The 18782-nt window shown below is 58.9% G+C and carries 14 protein-coding genes; 10 read left to right on the top strand and 4 right to left on the bottom strand.

Annotated elements, in window-relative coordinates:
* Positions 1–82: 82 nt before the first annotated feature.
* The 6 genes from ACHZBF_RS11520 (at position 83) to ACHZBF_RS11495 (ending at position 9072) form a co-directional block, all read left to right on the top strand.
* Positions 83–1087 (top strand): NADH-quinone oxidoreductase subunit B family protein, encoded by a 1005-nt coding sequence (locus ACHZBF_RS11520; RefSeq protein ID WP_029134514.1) that lies wholly within the window; start codon positions 83–85, stop codon positions 1085–1087.
* Positions 1088–1091: 4 nt separating this feature from the next.
* Positions 1092–2543, top strand: coding sequence for a nickel-dependent hydrogenase large subunit (locus ACHZBF_RS11515; RefSeq protein ID WP_321528508.1), 1452 nt, complete (start codon positions 1092–1094; stop codon positions 2541–2543).
* Positions 2544–3040: 497 nt separating this feature from the next.
* Positions 3041–5059, top strand: coding sequence for a DUF2075 domain-containing protein (locus ACHZBF_RS11510; protein WP_321528507.1), 2019 nt, complete (start codon positions 3041–3043; stop codon positions 5057–5059).
* Positions 5060–5280: 221 nt separating this feature from the next.
* A complete protein-coding gene (locus tag ACHZBF_RS11505; protein ID WP_321528506.1) occupies positions 5281–5538 on the top strand; it encodes a helix-turn-helix domain-containing protein in 258 nt (85 codons plus the stop codon).
* On the top strand, positions 5535–6839 hold the full coding sequence (locus tag ACHZBF_RS11500) for a type II toxin-antitoxin system HipA family toxin (protein WP_335342972.1): 1305 nt from the start codon (positions 5535–5537) through the stop codon (positions 6837–6839). The genes ACHZBF_RS11505 and ACHZBF_RS11500 overlap by 4 nt, the downstream gene beginning before the upstream one ends.
* A 355-nt stretch (positions 6840–7194) precedes the next feature.
* On the top strand, positions 7195–9072 hold the full coding sequence (locus tag ACHZBF_RS11495) for an AsmA family protein (protein WP_321528505.1): 1878 nt from the start codon (positions 7195–7197) through the stop codon (positions 9070–9072).
* A gap of 107 nt (positions 9073–9179) precedes the next feature.
* Here ACHZBF_RS11495 and ACHZBF_RS11490 read toward each other — a convergent pair whose 3' ends face one another.
* Both ACHZBF_RS11490 and ACHZBF_RS11485 read right to left on the bottom strand, forming a co-directional pair.
* Complete coding sequence (locus tag ACHZBF_RS11490) at positions 9180–9440, bottom strand: hypothetical protein (RefSeq protein WP_157606862.1); 261 nt, start codon at positions 9438–9440, stop codon at positions 9180–9182.
* A gap of 216 nt (positions 9441–9656) precedes the next feature.
* Positions 9657–10133 (bottom strand): Lrp/AsnC family transcriptional regulator, encoded by a 477-nt coding sequence (locus ACHZBF_RS11485; RefSeq protein ID WP_029134533.1) that lies wholly within the window; start codon positions 10131–10133, stop codon positions 9657–9659.
* Positions 10134–10335: 202 nt separating this feature from the next.
* Here ACHZBF_RS11485 and ACHZBF_RS11480 point away from each other — a divergent pair, with 202 nt between their 5' ends.
* Positions 10336–11532: a methionine gamma-lyase gene (locus ACHZBF_RS11480; protein WP_029134534.1), complete on the top strand. Its 1197-nt coding sequence runs from the start codon at positions 10336–10338 to the stop codon at positions 11530–11532.
* A gap of 327 nt (positions 11533–11859) precedes the next feature.
* Here ACHZBF_RS11480 and ACHZBF_RS11475 read toward each other — a convergent pair whose 3' ends face one another.
* Together ACHZBF_RS11475 and ACHZBF_RS11470 are read right to left on the bottom strand one after the other, a co-directional pair.
* Positions 11860–13278 carry a protein adenylyltransferase SelO gene (locus ACHZBF_RS11475; RefSeq protein WP_273440615.1) on the bottom strand — a complete coding sequence of 473 codons (1419 nt, stop codon included), beginning with the start codon at positions 13276–13278 and terminating at the stop codon, positions 11860–11862.
* A 125-nt stretch (positions 13279–13403) separates the two neighbouring features.
* Positions 13404–14624, bottom strand: coding sequence for a multidrug effflux MFS transporter (locus ACHZBF_RS11470; RefSeq protein ID WP_321528504.1), 1221 nt, complete (start codon positions 14622–14624; stop codon positions 13404–13406).
* A 374-nt stretch (positions 14625–14998) separates the two neighbouring features.
* On the opposite strand from ACHZBF_RS11470, the gene dgcN reads away from it, so the two are divergent.
* The 3 genes from dgcN (at position 14999) to ACHZBF_RS11455 (ending at position 18222) form a co-directional block, all read left to right on the top strand.
* Positions 14999–16003: an N-acetyltransferase DgcN gene (dgcN, locus tag ACHZBF_RS11465; RefSeq protein WP_321528503.1), complete on the top strand. Its 1005-nt coding sequence runs from the start codon at positions 14999–15001 to the stop codon at positions 16001–16003.
* Positions 15997–16977, top strand: a complete 981-nt coding sequence (gene dgcA, locus ACHZBF_RS11460) for an N-acetyl-D-Glu racemase DgcA (protein WP_321528502.1) — start codon at positions 15997–15999, stop codon at positions 16975–16977. The genes dgcN and dgcA overlap by 7 nt, the downstream gene beginning before the upstream one ends.
* A 387-nt stretch (positions 16978–17364) precedes the next feature.
* Positions 17365–18222 (top strand): D-amino-acid transaminase, encoded by an 858-nt coding sequence (locus tag ACHZBF_RS11455; protein ID WP_029134539.1) that lies wholly within the window; start codon positions 17365–17367, stop codon positions 18220–18222.
* Positions 18223–18782: the final 560 nt, after the last annotated feature.

The raw sequence follows: 18782 nt of genomic DNA, 5'->3' as shown, positions 1-18782 counted from the left end.
GCGGGTCTCCTACAGGGTGACCGAAATCAACTGACGGTGCAGGTATTTTGAAAACGCACACCTTCACACAAAGGAGCAACCGATGAACAGCCAATCCGGTTTCAACGTGCTCTGGCTGCAGTCCGGCGGTTGTGGCGGCTGCAGCCTGTCACTGCTGAATGCCGAGTCACCGAATCTAGTGCATACCCTGGAAGGTGCCGGCATCAATCTGTTGTGGCATCCCATGCTGAGCGAAGAGTCAGGCTCCGAGATGGTGCGGATTCTGCAGGCGGTTATCGCCGGTGAGATCAAACTCGATGCGCTCTGCATAGAGGGGGCGATCCTGCGCGGTCCGAAGGATAGCGGCCGTTTTCATATTCTGGCCGGCACCGGTCGCCCCATGCTCGACTGGGTGCGCGATCTCGCTGCTGTTGCCGGCTATACCCTGGGGATCGGTACCGGGGCGAGCTTTGGCGGCATCACTGCCGGCGGTGACAATCCCACCGACGCCTGTGGTCTGCAGTTTGCCGAAACCGAGCGGGGCGGCGTTCTGGGTGAAGCGTACCGTTCAGCATACGATATGCCGGTAATCAATGTGGCCGGCTGTCCGACCCATCCCAACTGGATCACCGAGACCCTGATGCAACTGACCCTGGGAGATTTTTCCGAAAGCGATCTGGATGAGTGGCAACGCCCCAGGGGCTATGCCGATCATCTGGTGCATCATGGCTGTCCGCGCAATGAGTATTATGAATTCAAGGCGAGTGCCGAGGAGCACTCCCAACTCGGCTGCATGATGGAACACATGGGCTGTCTCGGTACCCAGGCCCATGCCGACTGCAACACCCGGCTGTGGAATGGCGAGGGCTCCTGTCTGCGCGGTGGTTACGCCTGTATCAACTGCACCGCACCCGGCTTCCAGGAGCCGGGCCACCGTTTTCAGGAGACACCGAAAATCGCCGGTATTCCGATAGGTCTGCCGACGGATATGCCCAAGGCCTGGTTTGTGGCGCTGGCCTCACTCTCCAAGGCGGCGACACCGAAGCGGTTGAGACAGAATGCCGTGTCGGACCATATTGTTGTCCCTCCCCATAGCAAAAAGAAGTGATAGCATGAGTCGAACCATTGTTGGGCCTTTTAACCGGGTCGAGGGTGATCTGGAAGTGCAGATCGAAACTGCCGAAGGCGTCGTCAGCAACGCCTGGGTGGTCTCCCCCATGTATCGCGGTTTTGAACAGATTCTGCACGGCAAGGACCCGCGCGATGCGCTGATCTACACGCCGCGTATCTGCGGTATCTGCTCGGTCTCCCAATCCATTGCCGCCGCCGATGCCCTGGCCCATGCCTGCGGGATCATGCGTCCGAAGAATGGTGAACTGGCGCTCAACCTGATTCACGCCTGCGAAAACCTGGCCGATCATTTCACTCACTTCTATCTTTTCTTCATGCCGGACTTCGCCCGTGAGATCTATTGCGGTGAACCCTGGTTCGATGCGGTGGCGGAGCGCTTTAAGGCGGTGAAGGGCAGGGCGGCGGCTGATGTGATGCAGGCGCGCGCCGAGTTCATGCACCTGATGGGCATCATGGCCGGCAAGTGGCCTCACACCCTGGGCATCCAGCCTGGTGGCAGCACCCGCGGCATTGAGGCGACGGAGAAGGTAAGGCTGTTATCCATCCTGAGCGGATTCCGGCGTTTTCTGGAACAGCGTCTGTTCGGCTCGCCGCTGGAGCAGATACTGGAGATTGACAATCAACGGCAACTGGATGATTGGCTGGCGGCGGGTGATCCGGCTGAGAGTGATTTCCGTCGCCTGCTGCAGCTGTCCCGTGATCTTCAGTTGGATCAGCTGGGCAAGACCGACAACCGTTTCATGAGCTACGGCGTCTATTCACTGGAAGGCGAACGCACATTCCGCTCCGGTGTCTGGTATCAGGGCAAGCGAAGCAAGCTTAATTCGGATTGTATTACCGAGGATATCAGTCACAGCTGGATGGAGGGACAGGCCGAACCCCAACACCCCTATCACGGCGTCACCCTGCCCGACGCTGATGCCGATTCCGGTTACACCTGGTGCAAGGCGCCACGTCTGGATGGCCAGGTGGTCGAGGTCGGCGCACTGGCCCGCCAACTGATTGATGGTCAACCCCTGATCAATGATCTGGTTACGACCGGTGGCAGTAATGTGCGCAACCGCATGATCGCACGGCTGCTGGAGATCCCCCGGGTGCTGATCGAGATGGAGCAGTGGGTACGACAGTTGAAGCCGAAGGATCACTTTTGTGTAGGCAGTGAATTGAAGCGCGAGTCGGAAGGTTTCGGGCTAACCGAGGCGGCCCGCGGCAGTCTGGGTCACTGGGTGCGGATCAAAAACGGCCGTATCCTCAACTACCAGATCATCGCCCCCACTACCTGGAACTTCTCACCGAGAGATCAAAATGGCGTTGGCGGCCCACTGGAGCAGGCGCTGATCGGTGCGCCGGTGCGTGAGGGTGAAAAGGAGCCGGTAGCGGTGCAGCACATCGTGCGGTCGTTCGATCCCTGTATGGTCTGTACTGTGCATTGACCCATAGATGCCCCATATAGGCAGCGCCGCCACCGTGATAGCGGTGACTGGTTTTCCGCAAAACCCGTAGATTCAATTATGGGCATATGCCCCGGTGTAACGGGAGACATTTTCGTAGGGTGGATAAGCCGAAAGGCGCATCCACCACACCCCTTTCCCGTACGACATAGGGCTTCACTTTGCCGCCAACCGAGAATCAACAATCCAGGAGCAAGCTTTTCGTGGGCTTACCCATATTGGTATTTGTACCATGCCATGGGTATGCTTAGCGGACATAAATTAAGGCATAGTTAAATAGTAAAAACATATAACTTAATGATATAAAACAGATAATATAAATTTCACAGGCGGACATTTTTCAGGACTTTTTACATGGTGGGGGATTACCAATTTCGGTTAAGGATCGAAACCGACCTCCGCTTGGTCCCGATTGATGCGGCAATGGTTGGAATTTCAAATGGATGTTGTGTTGGAGAATAGCGAAGGTCTGATGAGCCATGGATGATTGTATCGAAATTGCTACTGGCTCTATTCGCCGCTGGATGTACGGTGAAAAATTGGAGCATTTCCTTCGACAGGATGCCTCATCAATACTAGGAGAACTTCTAAGACATTCGGCGGGAAATGTAGAGATCACCCAGCGGAATGCTTGGGACGATCAAATTCACGTTATGAAATCCATTCCATTGCCGGATTATCTAGCCTCTGGAGCACGTATCTATTTCGAGCTGACTGTGCCGAGACTTGGACGACGCGCCGACGTCGTCTTAATCATCGGCCATGTCATGTTCATCCTGGAATTCAAAGTGGGGGAGTCAAACTTTAACCGTTCTGCACATGATCAGGTGTGGGATTATGCGCTGGACTTTAAACTCTTCCACGATGCCAGCCATGAAATCTGCATTATCCCTGTTCTCGTTGCCACAGAGGCTCCCGAACAAACAATACGTATCCATACCACAATACATAGCGATGGATTGGCTTACCCGGTATGCGCAGCACCCACCCAACTTCCCGATGTCTTAGCTGCTGGCCTGAGTTATTTTGAGGCTCCGCCAATTGATGTCATAGCCTGGGAGCGCGGAAGATATATGCCAACGCCAACCATAGTGGAGGCAGCACGCGCACTCTACGCAGGACATGCTGTCGAGGAGATATCGCGTAACGATGCCGGTGCCCGTAATTTGACAGTTACAGCGAAGACGATTGATCAGATTATTGAGAGGTCACGCGATCTTCGCCGTAAAGCAATTTGTTTCGTCACAGGTGTTCCAGGAGCAGGAAAGACTCTGGTGGGTTTAGATGTTGCCACTAGGCACCTCAATCCTGGCAGCGAGACTTATAGTGTGTTTCTTTCAGGCAATGGTCCATTGGTGGCGGTGTTACGTGAGGCACTCACGCGTGACCGGGTTGAGCAGAAACTGCGCGAGGGAAATGTGATACGTAAGGCTGATGCCAAGAAAGAAGTCGAAACATTCATTCAGAACGTGCATCATTTCCGCGATGAATACTTGCAAGATACTGGTGCTCCTCCTGAGCATGTAGTGTTGTTTGACGAAGCCCAACGCGCATGGAACCTGAAGCAGACAAGCGCCTTTATGCGGCAGAAGAAGGGCAAGCCAGACTTCAGTCAGTCTGAGCCTGAATTTCTTATCTCATGCCTGGATCGTCACGAAGATTGGGCGGTTGTGGTATGCCTGGTTGGTAGCGGCCAGGAAATCAATACCGGTGAAGGAGGTATTAGTGAATGGTTCGACGCTATACTTCGGCGGTTCCGATCCTGGGATGTCTACCTATCGACAAAGCTGACTGAGGCTGAATATCAAGGTGGTGATGTTTTCGCGCGCACTATCGCGCGTACTAATACCTGCGTTGACGGAAATTTGCATCTTGCCACATCGATACGTTCATTCCGTGCAGAAAACCTGAGTCGCTTTGTCCGCGAAGCGCTCAACCTGGAAGTTGAATCCGCAAAAGAAACGCTCTCAGGCTTGATAGACCTATATCCAATTATGCTCACGCGCGACTTGTTCCGTGCCAAAGGGTGGCTGCGTCAACAGGCGCGAGGATCGGAGCGTTTTGGAATCGTGGTCTCCTCACAAGCAGAGCGCCTAAAACCTCACGCCATTGACGTTCGGGTGAAGACTGATCCAGTTAAATGGTTTCTGGAGGGAAAGGAGGATACACGGTCGTCATATTATCTCGAAGATGTTGCCACCGAATTTCAAGTTCAGGGCCTAGAGCTGGATTGGGCATGTGTTGTGTGGGATGGAGACCTGCGCTTTAACGGTGCGCGTTGGGCACACCATCAATTCCGTGGCTCCCGCTGGAATCGAATCAATAAAACAGAACGCCAGTGCTATCTTGAAAACGCATATCGTGTGCTTCTGACCCGTGCACGGCAGGGAATGGTGTTGGTGGTGCCTGAAGGGGATGACGATGATCCTACTCGCTCCCGCGATTTCTACGACCCAACTTACAACTACCTGAAGTCGTTGGGATTACAGGAAATATAACATTGGTTGTTCCCAAACAGGGGGGCGCCTAAGATCTACTCAATAACGGGACAATCGAGGTTCACTCGTAAAGTATTCTCTGCGAAGCCGGGGCTACACAATTAATAAAATACACGCAAAGGCGTGTATTATTGTTTTTACACGCAATAGCGTATATATTCATCAATACCTGTAATCGCGTGTAAAACGGTGCCGAGACTTCCGGCACGGAGAAGCCCATCATGCTGATTCATTCCCCGAAAGACCTGGCGGCATACTACCGGGACCAGCGTAAGGCGCGTGGCCTGTCGCAAACCGAAGTGGCGGAGGAGGGTGTGGTTCGCCAGGATACCGTCTCCAAGTTTGAAACCCGGCCCGATAACGTGCGCCTGGAAACCCTGTTTCGACTCCTTTCCGCATTGGACCTCGAGGTGCATCTCGTGCCGAAAGGTGAATCTGATGTCGAAGGGGATAAGGATCAATGGAGTGAGCCGTGGTGAGCAAGACCCGGTCGCTGGGTGTCTGGATGAACGGCATCCAGGTTGGTGAACTCACCAAGAGTGCCACCGGGGCACTGGCCTTTACCTACAGCTTAAGCTGGCTGGAGACCAAAGGGGCGCGCCCGGTTTCACTCTCGATGCGCTTGCGCCGGCAACCCTACATCGGTGAGGTTGTCTTCAACTATTTTGACAACCTGCTGCCGGACAATCCGCAAATCCGTGAACGGATTCAGGCACGATTCAAGGCGGTGACTTCACACCCGTTCGATCTGTTGGCGGCGATTGGAATGGATTGTGTGGGCGCGGTGCAAATCATCCCAAGCGGTGAGTCCCCACCTGATGTGCGTTGCATCAAGGGGGCGCCGCTGACCGATGGCCAGATTGTACGGTTGCTGAACAACTACCGAAACGCACCCCTGGGTATGAATGCAGAGGATGGCGATGACTTTCGAATCTCCATTGCCGGTGCCCAGGAGAAAACGGCACTGTTGCGGAATGACGATGCCTGGCTTCTTCCGGTAGGCGCCACGCCCACGACCCACATCTTTAAACTGCCGATCGGTGTGATTGAACATTCCGGGATGGATCTACGCGAAAGCTGCGAGAATGAATGGCTTTGTCTAAAGATCGCGGCGGCTTTTGGGTTACCGGTATGCCATGCCGAGGTGGCCCGCTTCAACGGCGCAAAGGTGCTGGTCGTGGAGCGCTTTGACCGTCGTTATGGCGATGGGTGGATCATGCGCCTTCCCCAGGAAGATATGTGTCAGGCGCTCGGTGTTTCACCCAACATCAAGTATGAAAGTGATGGAGGACCGGGCATTGAGCCGATTATGCGGTTTCTCCAGCAATCACGGGAGGCGAAGCGCGACCGGGCACTGTTCTTCAAAAGCCAGGTGCTATTCTGGTTATTGGCGGGCATTGACGGGCATGCGAAAAATTTCAGTGTGTTTATTGAAGCGGAGGGACGATTCCGTCTGACGCCGCTCTACGACATCATGTCGGCTCACCCCCTGTTGGCCTCCAGGCAGTTACAGAGGCAGAAGATCAGGATGGCAATGGCGCTGAGCGGGCGTAACCGCCACTATCGTTGGGCAAATATCCAGCCGCGGCACTTCAGCATTACAGCCAGGCGGGTAGGCTTCAATGAAAAGACGGCACAACAGCTGTTTGTCGAGATGATGGATTCGGTGGATGAGGTTATCGGGCGGGTATCGGGCCTGATACCGGGGGATTTTCCGGATCACATTGTCGGTCCGGTTTTCGATGGTATGCGAAGCGTGCGTGACCGTTCGGTCGCATGATGGGCTTAAGCTCCGGACCAGAGGCTTCGTCAGGCGTTGCCGGGACGATTGGATTGGAATCGGTTGGGAGGTGTGGGCGGCTTAAAGTTTGCTGCCTGAGATACGGTAATATGTACTTGTGGATGTCATGCGCTAACCTTATTCCCTGTCAGAGCCCACGGGTGCAGCGTGCCCATGAGTGCCTTATTGACGTTGATTACAGCGAGTAAGTATGGATTGCGTCGTTCCCGGTTCTTCCATCACCCTGCGTGCCGAGTACGGCATCGGCGCTTCCAATATGATCCGGTGGCGGTGGATGCGCAAGCTTATCCACCCTATGCGTACTAAACACCATCCCAGGTAATCTGAACCACCCATGAATACCAAGAAAATCATCCTCCGCATCCTGATCATCCTGCTGCTTCTGATCCCGTTGACCCTGATCGGCATCCTGATGTCGCTCGACTTCAATCAGTACAAGCCCCAGCTGGTGGCACAGGTGGAGGCGCTGACCGGACGCAAGATGACCATCGACGGGGAGCTGGAGCTGTCGATCTCGCTCCGCCCCAGTATCGAGGTCAATGGGGCGTCGCTCGCCAATGCGCCCTGGAGTTCGACGGAGCAGATGGCTTCTATCGGCCAGTTGTCGATGCAGGTGGAGTTGCTGCCGTTGCTGACCGGGGATGTCCGGGTAACCCGGCTGATCGTGCGGCAGGCCGATATCCTCCTTGAGAGCAGCGCCGAGGGGGAGGCCAACTGGCAGTTCACGAAAAGTGATCCCGGTGAGGCCGCACAATCCGCTGGCGTCGCCCTTCCGGAGGTTAAGGATCTATTGATCGAGGATGCACGAATCCGTTTTCTCCCGGCAGCGGGTGATGCCGTGGAGGTCTCCATCGACCGGCTGCAAGCCTCGGCCGACAGCCTGGGTGCTCCACTGGCCCTGGCCTTTGAGGGCGTTTATAACGGCGAGCCTGCGGTCGTGGAGGGTGAACTGGAGAGTCTGGCGGCGATCGTCTCCGGGGGTGATCTGCGGTTCGATCTGCAGCTCGCGCATGCTGGGCGGGAGGTGCAGTGGCAGGGGGAGGGCAAAGTTGCTGATGCTCTGTCCCGGATCACTCTGGAGCGTTTCCAGCTCAGCCACGGCCAGGATGTACTCACCGGTACACTGATGTTCGACCGGCTCGCACAAGCACCCCTTCTGGAGGCGACCCTGACCACCGAGCGGATCGACCTGCGCAGCGAGAAGACGGAGGCGGATAAACAGGACGCCAGTCGCAAGCTCTTCTCTACCGCGTCACTGCCGTTGGATGGGCTGCTGGGTCTCGCAGCCGATGTGCGCTTCAGCAGCAAGCAGGTATTGGGTAATCGCTATACGCTGAACGATCTGGATGCCACCCTGCGGCTTGAGGACGGTGTCCTCACCGTCCAGCCGCTGACACTGTTGGCGGGCGGTGGTCTGCTCACTGGAAGTGCCGTGTTGAACGGCAGTCGCAGTCCTGCCGCGCTGGAGCTGCGGCTGAAAGGAAAGGATGTGTTGTTGGAGACGCTGTTGCGCGGTTCCGCCAAGGAGGCACCGATGCAGCAGGGGTCGGCCTCGATCGATATCGACCTGAAGGCACGGGGGGATTCCGTCGCCGCCCTGATGGGTGGTCTGAACGGCCGGCTGTTGATCAGCGTGGACGAAGGCAGAATCAACAACCGCTACCTCGATCTGGTGGGCGGCGATCTGTTGAACCAGCTGTTTGCCGCGCTCAACCCGGCAGCCGGGAGTGAACCCTATACATCAATGGAGTGTGCCGTGGTCAATCTCCGCTTCAACAACGGCGTGGCCGAATACGACAAGCGGATCGCCATGCTGACCCGGCAGATGAGTATCGTCAGCGCCGGTACCATCGATCTGAAAAACGAGCAGCTGGACGTGGGGTTCAAGCCGATGCCCCGGGGTGACACCAAGGACCTGGGGATTACCGCCGGTGACCTGGTCAATGCGGCCCGCCTCAAGGGGCCGCTCAGCAAGCCGGAGCTGGGGCTGGATGCCAAGGGTACCGCCAAGGCCGGCCTGACACTCTACGGCGCGATCGCCACCGGCGGCGCCTCCCTGCTGCTGGAGGGGCTCTGGAACAAGGCGACTGCCGATGAGAATCCTTGCCGCACCGCCCTGAACGGGGGCGGCGCTGACAGCAAATCGTCGAAAAAAGGGGCCGGCGAATCGGGTGGTCTGCTGGACAAGCTGAAGGGTGTGTTCGGTAACTGATAGCCTCCCGGCAGCTAACTGCCAGAAAATCAGGATGGCGAAGGCGCCGGGAGGCCGGTCGGTATGGGGTAATCCCCCTTAGGGGGGGCATCCGGTCTAAACGATTGCTAGATCATAGAGTGGTTAGAGACAAAGTGGTGGATCGCTTCGTGGACTTCGTGAGCCCGTTTGGTATCCCCCTTGCCTTCCACCTTTTCCAGATAGGTCTGTAAAAACCCCAGCATCTTTCTGCATTCGCTCGGGGTGTCGGCAAACTGCTGCACCATGGCACAGACTTCAATCGGACTCATGTCGGCACCTGCCAGCAGGCCCAGGAGTTCGTCATCTGACAGGTCGCAAAAATCCGTGCAGTCTTTCAAGGTAAGCATGGTTTTATCCTCCATTGCTGATTCGTAGTGCACTGGTTTTGTGCAGTTTCAATGGTATGCACCAAGGTAGGATGTCTGTTGTTATCATTTAACATCCGGCAAAACACCTAACCCATTGATTGCACGTATCTCGCCAAGACTTCCGGCGAGGCTGGATAAAGTTGCAGCAGAAATCAGGCCAGTCATGGCACGGTAACAGCGGGCAGGCAGGAAGAATTATTGCGGACTACTGTTCCGCAGATCCGGCAGTTCATGATTTACCCGGGTATCGTAGATGATCGATGTCTCGATGCGGGTGACGCCGGGGCGGTTGGTGAACTGGTCCAGGGCGAGGTTTTTAAGATGCCGGGTGTCGTGCACCGCCACGTGGATCACCAGGTCGTAGCGGCCGGTGATCAGGTGGGCAGAGCGCACCTCGGGAATTTGCAGCATGTCATCCATGAACCGGTCGACGGTGCCCCGTTCGTGTTTCGCCAGCTCGATCATGAACAGCGCCTCCAGCCCGATCCCCAGGCTCGTCAGGTCCACTTCCGCATGGGTGCCGGTCAACACCCCGTTTTCCCACAGTCGCTTCATCCGCTCGTGCACGCTGGAGGGCGCCAGCCCCACCTCGGCGGCGATCTGCTTATTGGAGAGCCGAGCATTGTTCTGCAAAAGCCTGATTATTTCGATGTCGATTCGGTCGAGTGTCATTTTGATCCCTGTTTGCCGAAAACCATTTCATGGAAATGAGTATACAGCGAGCAATATACTTATTAAGTTAGTAATTAACGAATTATGTTAGGCTGTTTTAGCAGATGTTGAGTCGAATGATCATGGATAAGGGATTCCCGTCGGTGATTCTTCGCCATCGATCCGATCCGCGATGCGGCCACCTGAGGAGTGATGCAGATCTATGAGCAGATCAACAGATGACAAGCCGGGCTTCTCCACCCGGGCGATTCACCACGGTTACGATGCCTACGCGGGTGATGGCGCCCTGAATCCGCCGGTCTACATGAGCTCGACCTATACCTTTCCAACCGTGGCCGACGGTAGCGCACGCTTCGCTGGTGAACAGGCCGGGTATGTCTACTCCCGGGTCGGCAATCCGACCACGGCGCTGCTGGAGCAGCGCATCGCCGATCTGGAAGGCGGGGAGGCGGCGCTGGTGACGGGCTCGGGTATGGGGGCCACGGCCTCGTTGCTTTGGACCCTGCTCAAGCCGGGTGACGAGGTGATCGCGGACAAGACGCTATACGGTTGCACCTACGCCTATTTCAATCACGGACTGGCCCGTTTCGGGGTCAAGATCACCCACGTGGATCTGACCGAACCGGACAATCTGTCCCGGGCGATCAGCGGGAAGACCCGGCTGGTCTTCTTCGAGTCCCCGGCCAATCCCAACATGCGGCTGGTGGATATTGCCGCCGTGGCGGCCATTGCCCGATCCCATGATGCGAAAGTGGTGGTGGACAACACCTACTGCACCCCTTACCTGCAGCGCCCGCTGGAGCTGGGCGCGGACTACGTGGTGCACTCCGCCACCAAGTACCTGGGCGGACACGGCGACCTGATCGCCGGCGCCATTGTCGGTCCCAAGGAGTCGCTGGACGAGGTGCGCTTCTACGGCCTCAAGGACATGACCGGAGCGGTGCTCTCGTCCCAGGACGCCTTCCTCATCCTGCGTGGACTGAAGACCCTGGCCCTGCGTATGGACCGGCATTGCCAGAATGCGCAAGGGATCGCTGAGTTCCTCGCGGATCACCCCAAGGTGGAGGTTTGCCACTTCCCGGGACTGGTGTCGTTCCCGCAGCGTGAGCTGGCCGAGCGCCAGATGAGCGCGCCGGGCGGCATGGTGGCTTTTGACTTGAAAGGGGGGTTGGAGGCCGGTTGCCGATTCATGGACGCGCTGCAACTGGTTACCCGCGCGGTCAGCCTGGGTGATGCAGAGAGCCTGGCCCAGCATCCGGCCAGCATGACCCACTCGGTCTATACGCCGGAGGAGCGGGCCGCCCACCTGATCAGCGAGGGGCTGGTGCGGTTGTCGGCGGGGCTGGAGGATCTGGACGACCTGCTCGGGGATATCGACCGGGCCCTGGCCAGGGTCTGATCCCGATACAGCCCGATCGGCCAGGGGAGGTAAGTTCACGTCGGCGGTCAACCATACCTGTAGGAGCGGCTTCACCCGCGAATGTCGCGGATAAATCCGCTCCTACAATAAGCCCCCGCTTCAGGGAGTAGTGCATTCGGCCCGGGGCGGGCCTCTTACGGCCAAGTAGGATGGGCAAAGCGTGGCGTGCCCATCGCCCCTGTCGGGTTACGCCTTCGGCTAACCTGACCTACTAACCGGGATGGGTCTCCTGCAGGTCAAACCGGCTGCGGTGTTCAGCCGTGCTGGTGGAAACAGCGCCCCCCGCCGTGGAGAGTATGCCCTTGTTCAGGTCCCGCAAAAGGTCGCCAGAACCTGCTCGTTTTCGGCGGGTGGTTCGGCATAGTGCTCCAGCCCCGGATGTGCATCGAACGGCGCCGACAGCACCTGGTGCAGCTCATCGAACAGGCTCAGATCGTCCTCATAGGCGGCATGGATGGCCCGCTCCACCTGGTGATTGCGCGGTATGAAAAGGGGGTTGGCGGTGGTCATCAGACCGGCTGCCGTTTCCCGGCCACCGGGCTGTCGGTCGATCTGCTGCAGCCAGCGGGTCTCGAAATCGTCGAACAGGAGGGCGTCGTCGGCCTCCAGCCTCAACGCCAGTTGCCGGAAGCTCCGGGTGTAGTCCAGCCGTCTGTCCTGCAGCAGCTGCAGCCAGGCGGTCACCAGTTCCCGGTCCTCTGGGTCCGGCTGCGAGAGGCCCAGTTTCCGGCCCATCAGCTCGAAGTAGTGAGCCTCGAAGGTGGCCTGGAATTCATTCAGGCGGACCTCGTAGTCTTCCCGCTCCCCCTCAATCATCATCAGGCACTCGGCCAGCCGGGCCAGGTTCCACTGCGCCATGTGCGCCTGCCGGCCGTAAGCATAGCGACCCTGATGGTCAATGGAGCTGAATACCTTGTCGATATGGAACGTGTCGAGGAAGGCGCAGGGTCCGTAGTCCAGGGTCTCGCCGGAGATGGCGCAGTTGTCGGTATTCATAACCCCATGGATGAACCCGATCGCCATCCAGTGCGCGACCAGCCTCGCCTGGGCGGCGACCACTGCGGAGAAGAAGGTGTTGACGTGATTTTCGTCTGTCGCGCAATCCGGATAGTGGCGCTGGATGGCGTAATCGACCAGTGTTTGCAGCGCCTCGCCGTCACGCCGTGAGGCGAAGTACTCGAACGTGCCGACCCGTATATGGCTGCTGGCCACCCGGGTCAGGACCCCGCCCGGTTCCAACCAGTCACGAAACACCGGCTCGCCGGTTGCCACCGCGGCCAGGGAACGGGTGGTCGGAACCCCCAGTCGGTGCATCGCCTCGCTCAGCAGGTACTCCCGGATCACCGGCCCCAGCGGCGACTTGCCGTCGCCGTTGCGCGAGAACGGTGTTAGCCCGGAACCCTTGAGCTGGATGTCATAGCGACGGCCATCCCTGGGGCTGATTACCTCGGCCAGCAAGGCGGCGCGCCCGTCGCCCAGTCGCGGCACGAAGTTTCCGAACTGATGCCCGGCATAGGCCATGGCGATGGTCCTGCCGCCGGGCAGGGGCTCACTGCCGCTGAAGATCGCCGCCAGGCGCTCCTTGTCCCCGCCCAGCTCCTCCAGCCCGAGGTGCGCGGCCAGGCTCCCGTTCCAGGCGAGCAGGCGGGGGCTGGGGACCGGGTGGGTCCGGATCCGGGCGTAGAAATGTTCCGGCAGTTCGGCATAGCTGTTGCTGAGTTTCATACCGGGAGTTTCGCACGAATGGGCCGGCAGATATCCGTTCAAAATTCATGGGGTTTTTCAATCGAGGGGTAATAGCGGCGTCACCCCTAGAAGTTGTCCGGCAGCCAGTGGTTGTGTTCGCAGACTCAACTGGTCTCCCCGGGGTGCACTGCACCGGCGACCTGCGCGTGGCGCAGAAGCAGCTGCATGATAATTGCCAGCAGGGTAAAGCCGAGCAGCATCCAGCCCAGGTTGGTTGTCCCTTCGTGAGGCACCAGTCCCACCACCAGTCCGCCAATAGCCCCCATCAACTGCTGCAGCAGGCCCGCCACCGCGGCAGCGGCGCCGGCCAGCGCGGGAAGCACACTGACCGTGCCTGCCAGGCTGGGCGGCATGATAAACCCGTGGCCTATGCCCAGCAGCATCAGGGGCAGGGTGAAGGCAAGCGGGGTATGTATGCCGATGAAGCTCAACCACAACAACAGCCCGATACTGGCCAGCGCCAGACCCTGCCCGATGGTCATGGTGAGCGGTTCACCGAGCCGGTGGATCAGGTGGCTGGTGGCGTAGTTGCCGAAGATATAGGCGAGGGGGATAGCCGCGATGTACCAGCCGATCCCGTCCGGACCGACGCCGTAGCTGCCGAGCACGATCGGAGCGCCACCCAGGAAGACGTAGAACACCGCGGTGCTCATGCCGATCACGCCAATGTAGCCAAGGAAAATCGGGGCCCTGAGAAGTTGCCTGTAGGCGGCGAGCATCTCGCTCAGCCAGTGGCTGTCGACCCGGATCGGTTGCTTTCTGTGCACCGGCAGGCCGCGCCAGGCCGCCAGCAGCATGACCAGCGCCAGGAGGGCGGAGAGCACGAAGTTGCCCTGCCAGCCGACACTCACATGGATCTGGCCGCCGATGATGGTGCCCAGGGGCGGGCAGAGCCCCATTGCCATGCCGGTGTAAGCCATTACGCGGGTGCGCTCAGGGCCGTCGAAGAAGTCCTGCACCATGGCGCGGCCCAGCACCATGCCGGCTGCGCAGCCTGCGCCCTGCAGCGCCCGAGCGGCGATCAGCAGCGGCAGGCTGGGCGCCAGTGCGGCGAGTGCGGAGCCGACGCCAGCCAGAATCAGTCCCAGCATCAGCAGGCGCTTGCGCCCATAGCGGTCGGACAGGGGGCCGTAGATCAGCTGTGCGGTGCCGTACAGCAGCAGGTAAGCGCTGAGTGTCATCTGCACCGTGGGCTGATCTTCACCGAAGATGGCACCCCACTCCTGCATCGAGGGGATGCTGAGGGTCATCGCAATCAGCCCGAAGGCCATCTGGCTGAGCAGGTTGGGAATCAAAAAACGATGGGGCGGCAAAGCGTGGCTCATGGATACCCGGGTGTCGATGGTCGAAAGGCAGGTCGTCAGCGTAGCTTGACGATACCGGTATTTTCTCCGGGGATATCGAGCGTAACCAATGAGGCTCCCCGGTCCGGTAGCATACACGATAGCGCTTATCAGCGGTGTCTTACTGCGGCTGATAAAGAGCAGGTGATTTCGTTACAACTTGCAATTCATCTGGAGAATAATGCCAGTGATCCTTGGCTTGCGTGCCGCGCCAGTACGGAACGGCAAAAGTAGGCTATAACGCAGAGTGTGGCATACGCAATCGGGCGGGCCCGGCTCGGCCGGGTCTGTGGACAGGATGGGCAGAGGTTTGGAACGAGCGGTTCCGGCTGTCAGCACCGGGTGAGACTTTAATCATGCATATTCAGACCCCTTATCTGCTGTTCCTGGGCGATGCGCCGGATGCACTGGCGGCCAAGGTGGCCCAGGGTATTTGTGACTGGCGGCCGGAGCAGGCGATCGGGCAGTACCGGATGGCGGGCTGCCAGGCTGATCTCGGCCTTGCCGACCTCTCCCTGGAGGCGGCTGCCCGGGCCGGCGCCAGGACCCTGGTGATCGGCGTCGCCAACCGGGGCGGTGTGATCTCTGATGCCTGGGTCGAGGTGATGCTGGATGCCCTGGATCTGGGTATGGATATCGCGGCCGGCCTGCACAACCGGCTGACCGAAATCCCGGCCCTGGCGGAGAAGGCGGCCCGGTTGGGACGCACCCTGTTCGATGTGCGCCATCCCAGGGTGCAGTTTCCGGTAGCGACCGGGGTGCGGCGCAGTGGCAAGCGGCTGCTGCCGGTGGGCACCGACTGCTCCTGTGGCAAGATGTACACCGCCCTGGCGATCGAGAGGGCGATGCGCCAGCGCGGCATGAATGCCGATTTCCGCGCCACGGGTCAGACCGGAATCCTGGTGGCCGGCGCCGGTGTGCCGGTGGATGCGGTGGTGGCGGACTTCATCTCCGGTGCGGTGGAGACCCTGGCACCGGAAAACGATCCCGATCACTGGGATATTATCGAGGGACAGGGTTCCCTGTTCCACGCCTCCTATGCCGGTGTCACCACCGGCCTGATTCACGGCGCCCAGCCGGACGCCCTGGTACTTTGCCACGAGCCGACCCGTACCCACATGCGCGGCCTGCCCGACTTTCCGCTGCCGGAACTGGGCGAGTGCATGGAGGCGAACCTGAGAACTGCCCGCCTGACCAATCCGGATGTCCGTTTCGTGGCTATCGCGGTGAACAGTTCCAAATTGTCACCGGAACAAGCGAAGGCCTACCTGGAGGAGACCGAGGCCCGCTATGGCCTGATCACGGTAGATCCGATGAGCCAGGGGGTGGAGCGGATCGTGGACGAGTTGGCGCGGTGGTAAGCCTCGACGTCAAGCGGGAGACCTGGCCGATACGCGGCAGCTTCAGGATCTCCCGTGGCAGCAAAATACGGGCCGAGGTGGTGACGGTGGAGTTGCGTTCGGGTGAGCACCGGGGGCGGGGCGAGTGCGTCCCCTACGCCCGCTACGGCGAGAGCTGCGATAGTGTGATGGAGCAGATCGGGGGATTGCAGGGTGACCTGACAAATGGCCTGGGCCGGGTGGAGCTGCAAAAGGTCCTGCCTCCCGGCGCCGCGCGCAATGCCCTGGATTGCGCATTCTGGGACCTGGAGGCGAAGCAGGCCGGCCGGCGTGCCTGGATACTGGCCGGTATAGCGGAGATGGCTCCCCAGGTGACGGCCTACACGCTTTCGCTGGATAGCCCGGAGAAGATGCAGCAGGCGGCGTTGGCGAATGCCCGGCGGCCGTTGCTGAAACTGAAGCTGTCCGGCGAGGGTGACCTGGAGCGGGTCGCGGCGGTCCGTTCCGGCGCACCCGATGCGCGCCTGATCGTGGATGCCAATGAGGGCTGGACAGCGGATCTCTACCAGGCTTTTGTCCCGGAGTTGCAGCGCCTTGGCGTGGAGATGATAGAACAACCCCTGCCGGCGGGCGCAGACGGGGTGCTGGCCCAGATGGCCCGTCCCGTCCCGGTCTGTGCCGACGAATCCTGCCACGACCGGGCGTCGCTGGCGACGCTGGTGGGCCGCTACGACATGGTCAACATCAAACTGGACAAGAGCGGGGGTCTGACCGAGGCGCTGGCGCTGCGCCAGGCCGCCGAGGCGGTGGGGTTGCGGATCATGGTCGGTTGCATGCTTGCCACCTCCCTGGCCATGGCGCCGGCTCTGCTGGTGGCCCAGGGGGTGGCGGTGGTGGACCTGGATGGACCGCTGTTGCTGGAGCGGGACCGTCCGAACGGGCTCCGTTTCGACCGGGGTATGAGCCATTCGCCCGAGCCAGCGCTGTGGGGCTGACAGGGTAGAACAGCAGCGAATGGATACGAATCAGGTTACTTGATTACTACTCAATCCACCCGGCTATGTTGGAATACTGTTCCAACCGCCAAGGACGCAAAGAAAAACAGCGATTTGTACTCTATCCGATACTTTGCTGCCGGGCTGGAACACAGGAATGGTAAAGGGTGAGTGGGAAAGAGGTGTACCGTCTATAGACCTGGGGTTGGAGGTGATGGAAAGTCATCCTATCTCTTTGCGAACTTTGTGGTCTTTGCGGTTGAATGGAAAACCTGGCTTCATGACTTTATTCGCGTTCATTTGCGTTCATTCGCGGCTACTATTTTTTTACCGGTGATTGGGCATGTCCGTTGATCGCGCATTTTTATTTCGAGTTGAGGAGAAGCAATGAGCCGAATCGTCTATGTCAATGGAGAGTACCTGCCGGAAGAGGAGGCCAAAATATCGGTGTTTGATCGTGGTTTCCTGTTTGCCGATGGAGTCTACGAGGTTACATCGGTACTGCAGGGCCGGCTGGTGGACAATGCCGGCCACCTGGCTCGTCTGCACCGTTCACTGTCGGAGCTGGAGATGGATGCCCCGGCGAGCGATGCCGGGATCGAGGCCATCCAGAATAGCCTGATCGAGCGCAACGGCGTGCAGGAGGGGTTGGTCTACCTGCAGGTGACCCGGGGTGCCGCTGACCGGGATTTCGCTTACCCCGAGGGGGTCAGGCCCTCCCTGGTGATGTTCACCCAGGTGAAAAATCTGCTGCAGAGTCCGCAGGCGGAGCGTGGCATCAGTGTGATCACCACCAGAGATATCCGCTGGAAGCGGCGCGACATCAAGACCGTCGGACTGCTGGCGCCGAGCATGGCGAAGATGATCGCCAAGCGGGCGGGTGCCGATGACGCCTGGCTGGTGGAATACGGCCAGGTGACCGAAGGGAGTTCCAACAACGCCTATATTGTGACCCGTAACGGCACCCTGGTGACCCGCCAACTGGGCAACGAGATCCTCGCCGGAATTACCCGCAAGGCGGTGCTGGAGCTGGCCCGGACCAGCGACCTGAAAATCGAGGAGCGAGCCTTCACCGTTCAGGAGGCGACGGATGCGGCCGAGGCCTTTATCACCTCCGCCACCACCTTCGTGATGCCGGTGGTGAGTATCGACGGCCAACCGGTGGGCGACGGCCGGCCCGGTCCCGTCACCCGGCGCCTAAGGGAACTCTACATCCGTACCGCGCTGCAGGAGATCGAACCTTAGGACGATGTGGTTCCCCGCCTGTGATCGCCACTGTCGGAATAGTACGGCGACAGATACGGCCTTTCCTGTTATCGGATGGGCCGGCCGGTCCGGCTTGCGCCAGCCGCTTGAACGGCAATTGATAACGGCAAATTATTCAATCGCGGTTGCACCCGATTTTCTGGACGGTCACTATCGATAACCACGGTGAAGAGAAGTTAACTGATCCCCTCTAGTTGGCTGCTTAATATCTCCTCATGTTCGATAAATCAGATGATCCCCTCCGGCCCCTGATCGGTATTTACGCTGGTGCCAACAACGGGCTTCTCCTTACGCATCTTCAGCTTGTCCTTCTTCATCGCCTCGAGTGAGGTGCAGGCATGGGGTTAAGGTTTTTCTGGCCTATCCTCTGATTCTTAATCAGCGATGGAAGATCAACTCTTATTCCGTGAATTTAAAAAATGCTCGCGTGCTGCATGTTGGCGTTCCTAAAAGCTAGGGAATATCTCCTGTAAATGCCGGTATGGTACGGGCAAATTGCCCTACATATTTAATTTCTTATCGATACAAAATTTTTTTTC

The sequence above is a fragment of the Sedimenticola selenatireducens genome, from assembly GCF_963675335.2.
GTDB lineage: Bacteria > Pseudomonadota > Gammaproteobacteria > Chromatiales > Chromatiaceae > Sedimenticola > Sedimenticola selenatireducens.
The sequence above is the reverse complement of the archived record's forward strand: the minus strand, read 5'-3'. Positions and strand labels throughout refer to the sequence as shown.

What these genes read in the sequence shown, in the direction of transcription:
- ACHZBF_RS11520 (WP_029134514.1), top strand. Translation starts at nt 83, where the DNA reads ATGAACAGCCAATCCGGTTTCAACGTGCTCTGGCTGCAGTCCGGCGGT.
- ACHZBF_RS11515 (WP_321528508.1), top strand. Translation starts at nt 1,092, where the DNA reads ATGAGTCGAACCATTGTTGGGCCTTTTAACCGGGTCGAGGGTGATCTG.
- ACHZBF_RS11510 (WP_321528507.1), top strand. Translation starts at nt 3,041, where the DNA reads ATGGATGATTGTATCGAAATTGCTACTGGCTCTATTCGCCGCTGGATG.
- ACHZBF_RS11505 (WP_321528506.1), top strand. Translation starts at nt 5,281, where the DNA reads ATGCTGATTCATTCCCCGAAAGACCTGGCGGCATACTACCGGGACCAG.
- ACHZBF_RS11495 (WP_321528505.1), top strand. Translation starts at nt 7,195, where the DNA reads ATGAATACCAAGAAAATCATCCTCCGCATCCTGATCATCCTGCTGCTT.
- ACHZBF_RS11490 (WP_157606862.1), bottom strand. Translation starts at nt 9,440, where the DNA reads ATGCTTACCTTGAAAGACTGCACGGATTTTTGCGACCTGTCAGATGAC.
- ACHZBF_RS11485 (WP_029134533.1), bottom strand. Translation starts at nt 10,133, where the DNA reads ATGACACTCGACCGAATCGACATCGAAATAATCAGGCTTTTGCAGAAC.
- ACHZBF_RS11480 (WP_029134534.1), top strand. Translation starts at nt 10,336, where the DNA reads ATGAGCAGATCAACAGATGACAAGCCGGGCTTCTCCACCCGGGCGATT.
- ACHZBF_RS11475 (WP_273440615.1), bottom strand. Translation starts at nt 13,278, where the DNA reads ATGAAACTCAGCAACAGCTATGCCGAACTGCCGGAACATTTCTACGCC.
- ACHZBF_RS11470 (WP_321528504.1), bottom strand. Translation starts at nt 14,624, where the DNA reads ATGAGCCACGCTTTGCCGCCCCATCGTTTTTTGATTCCCAACCTGCTC.
- dgcN (WP_321528503.1), top strand. Translation starts at nt 14,999, where the DNA reads ATGCATATTCAGACCCCTTATCTGCTGTTCCTGGGCGATGCGCCGGAT.
- ACHZBF_RS11455 (WP_029134539.1), top strand. Translation starts at nt 17,365, where the DNA reads ATGAGCCGAATCGTCTATGTCAATGGAGAGTACCTGCCGGAAGAGGAG.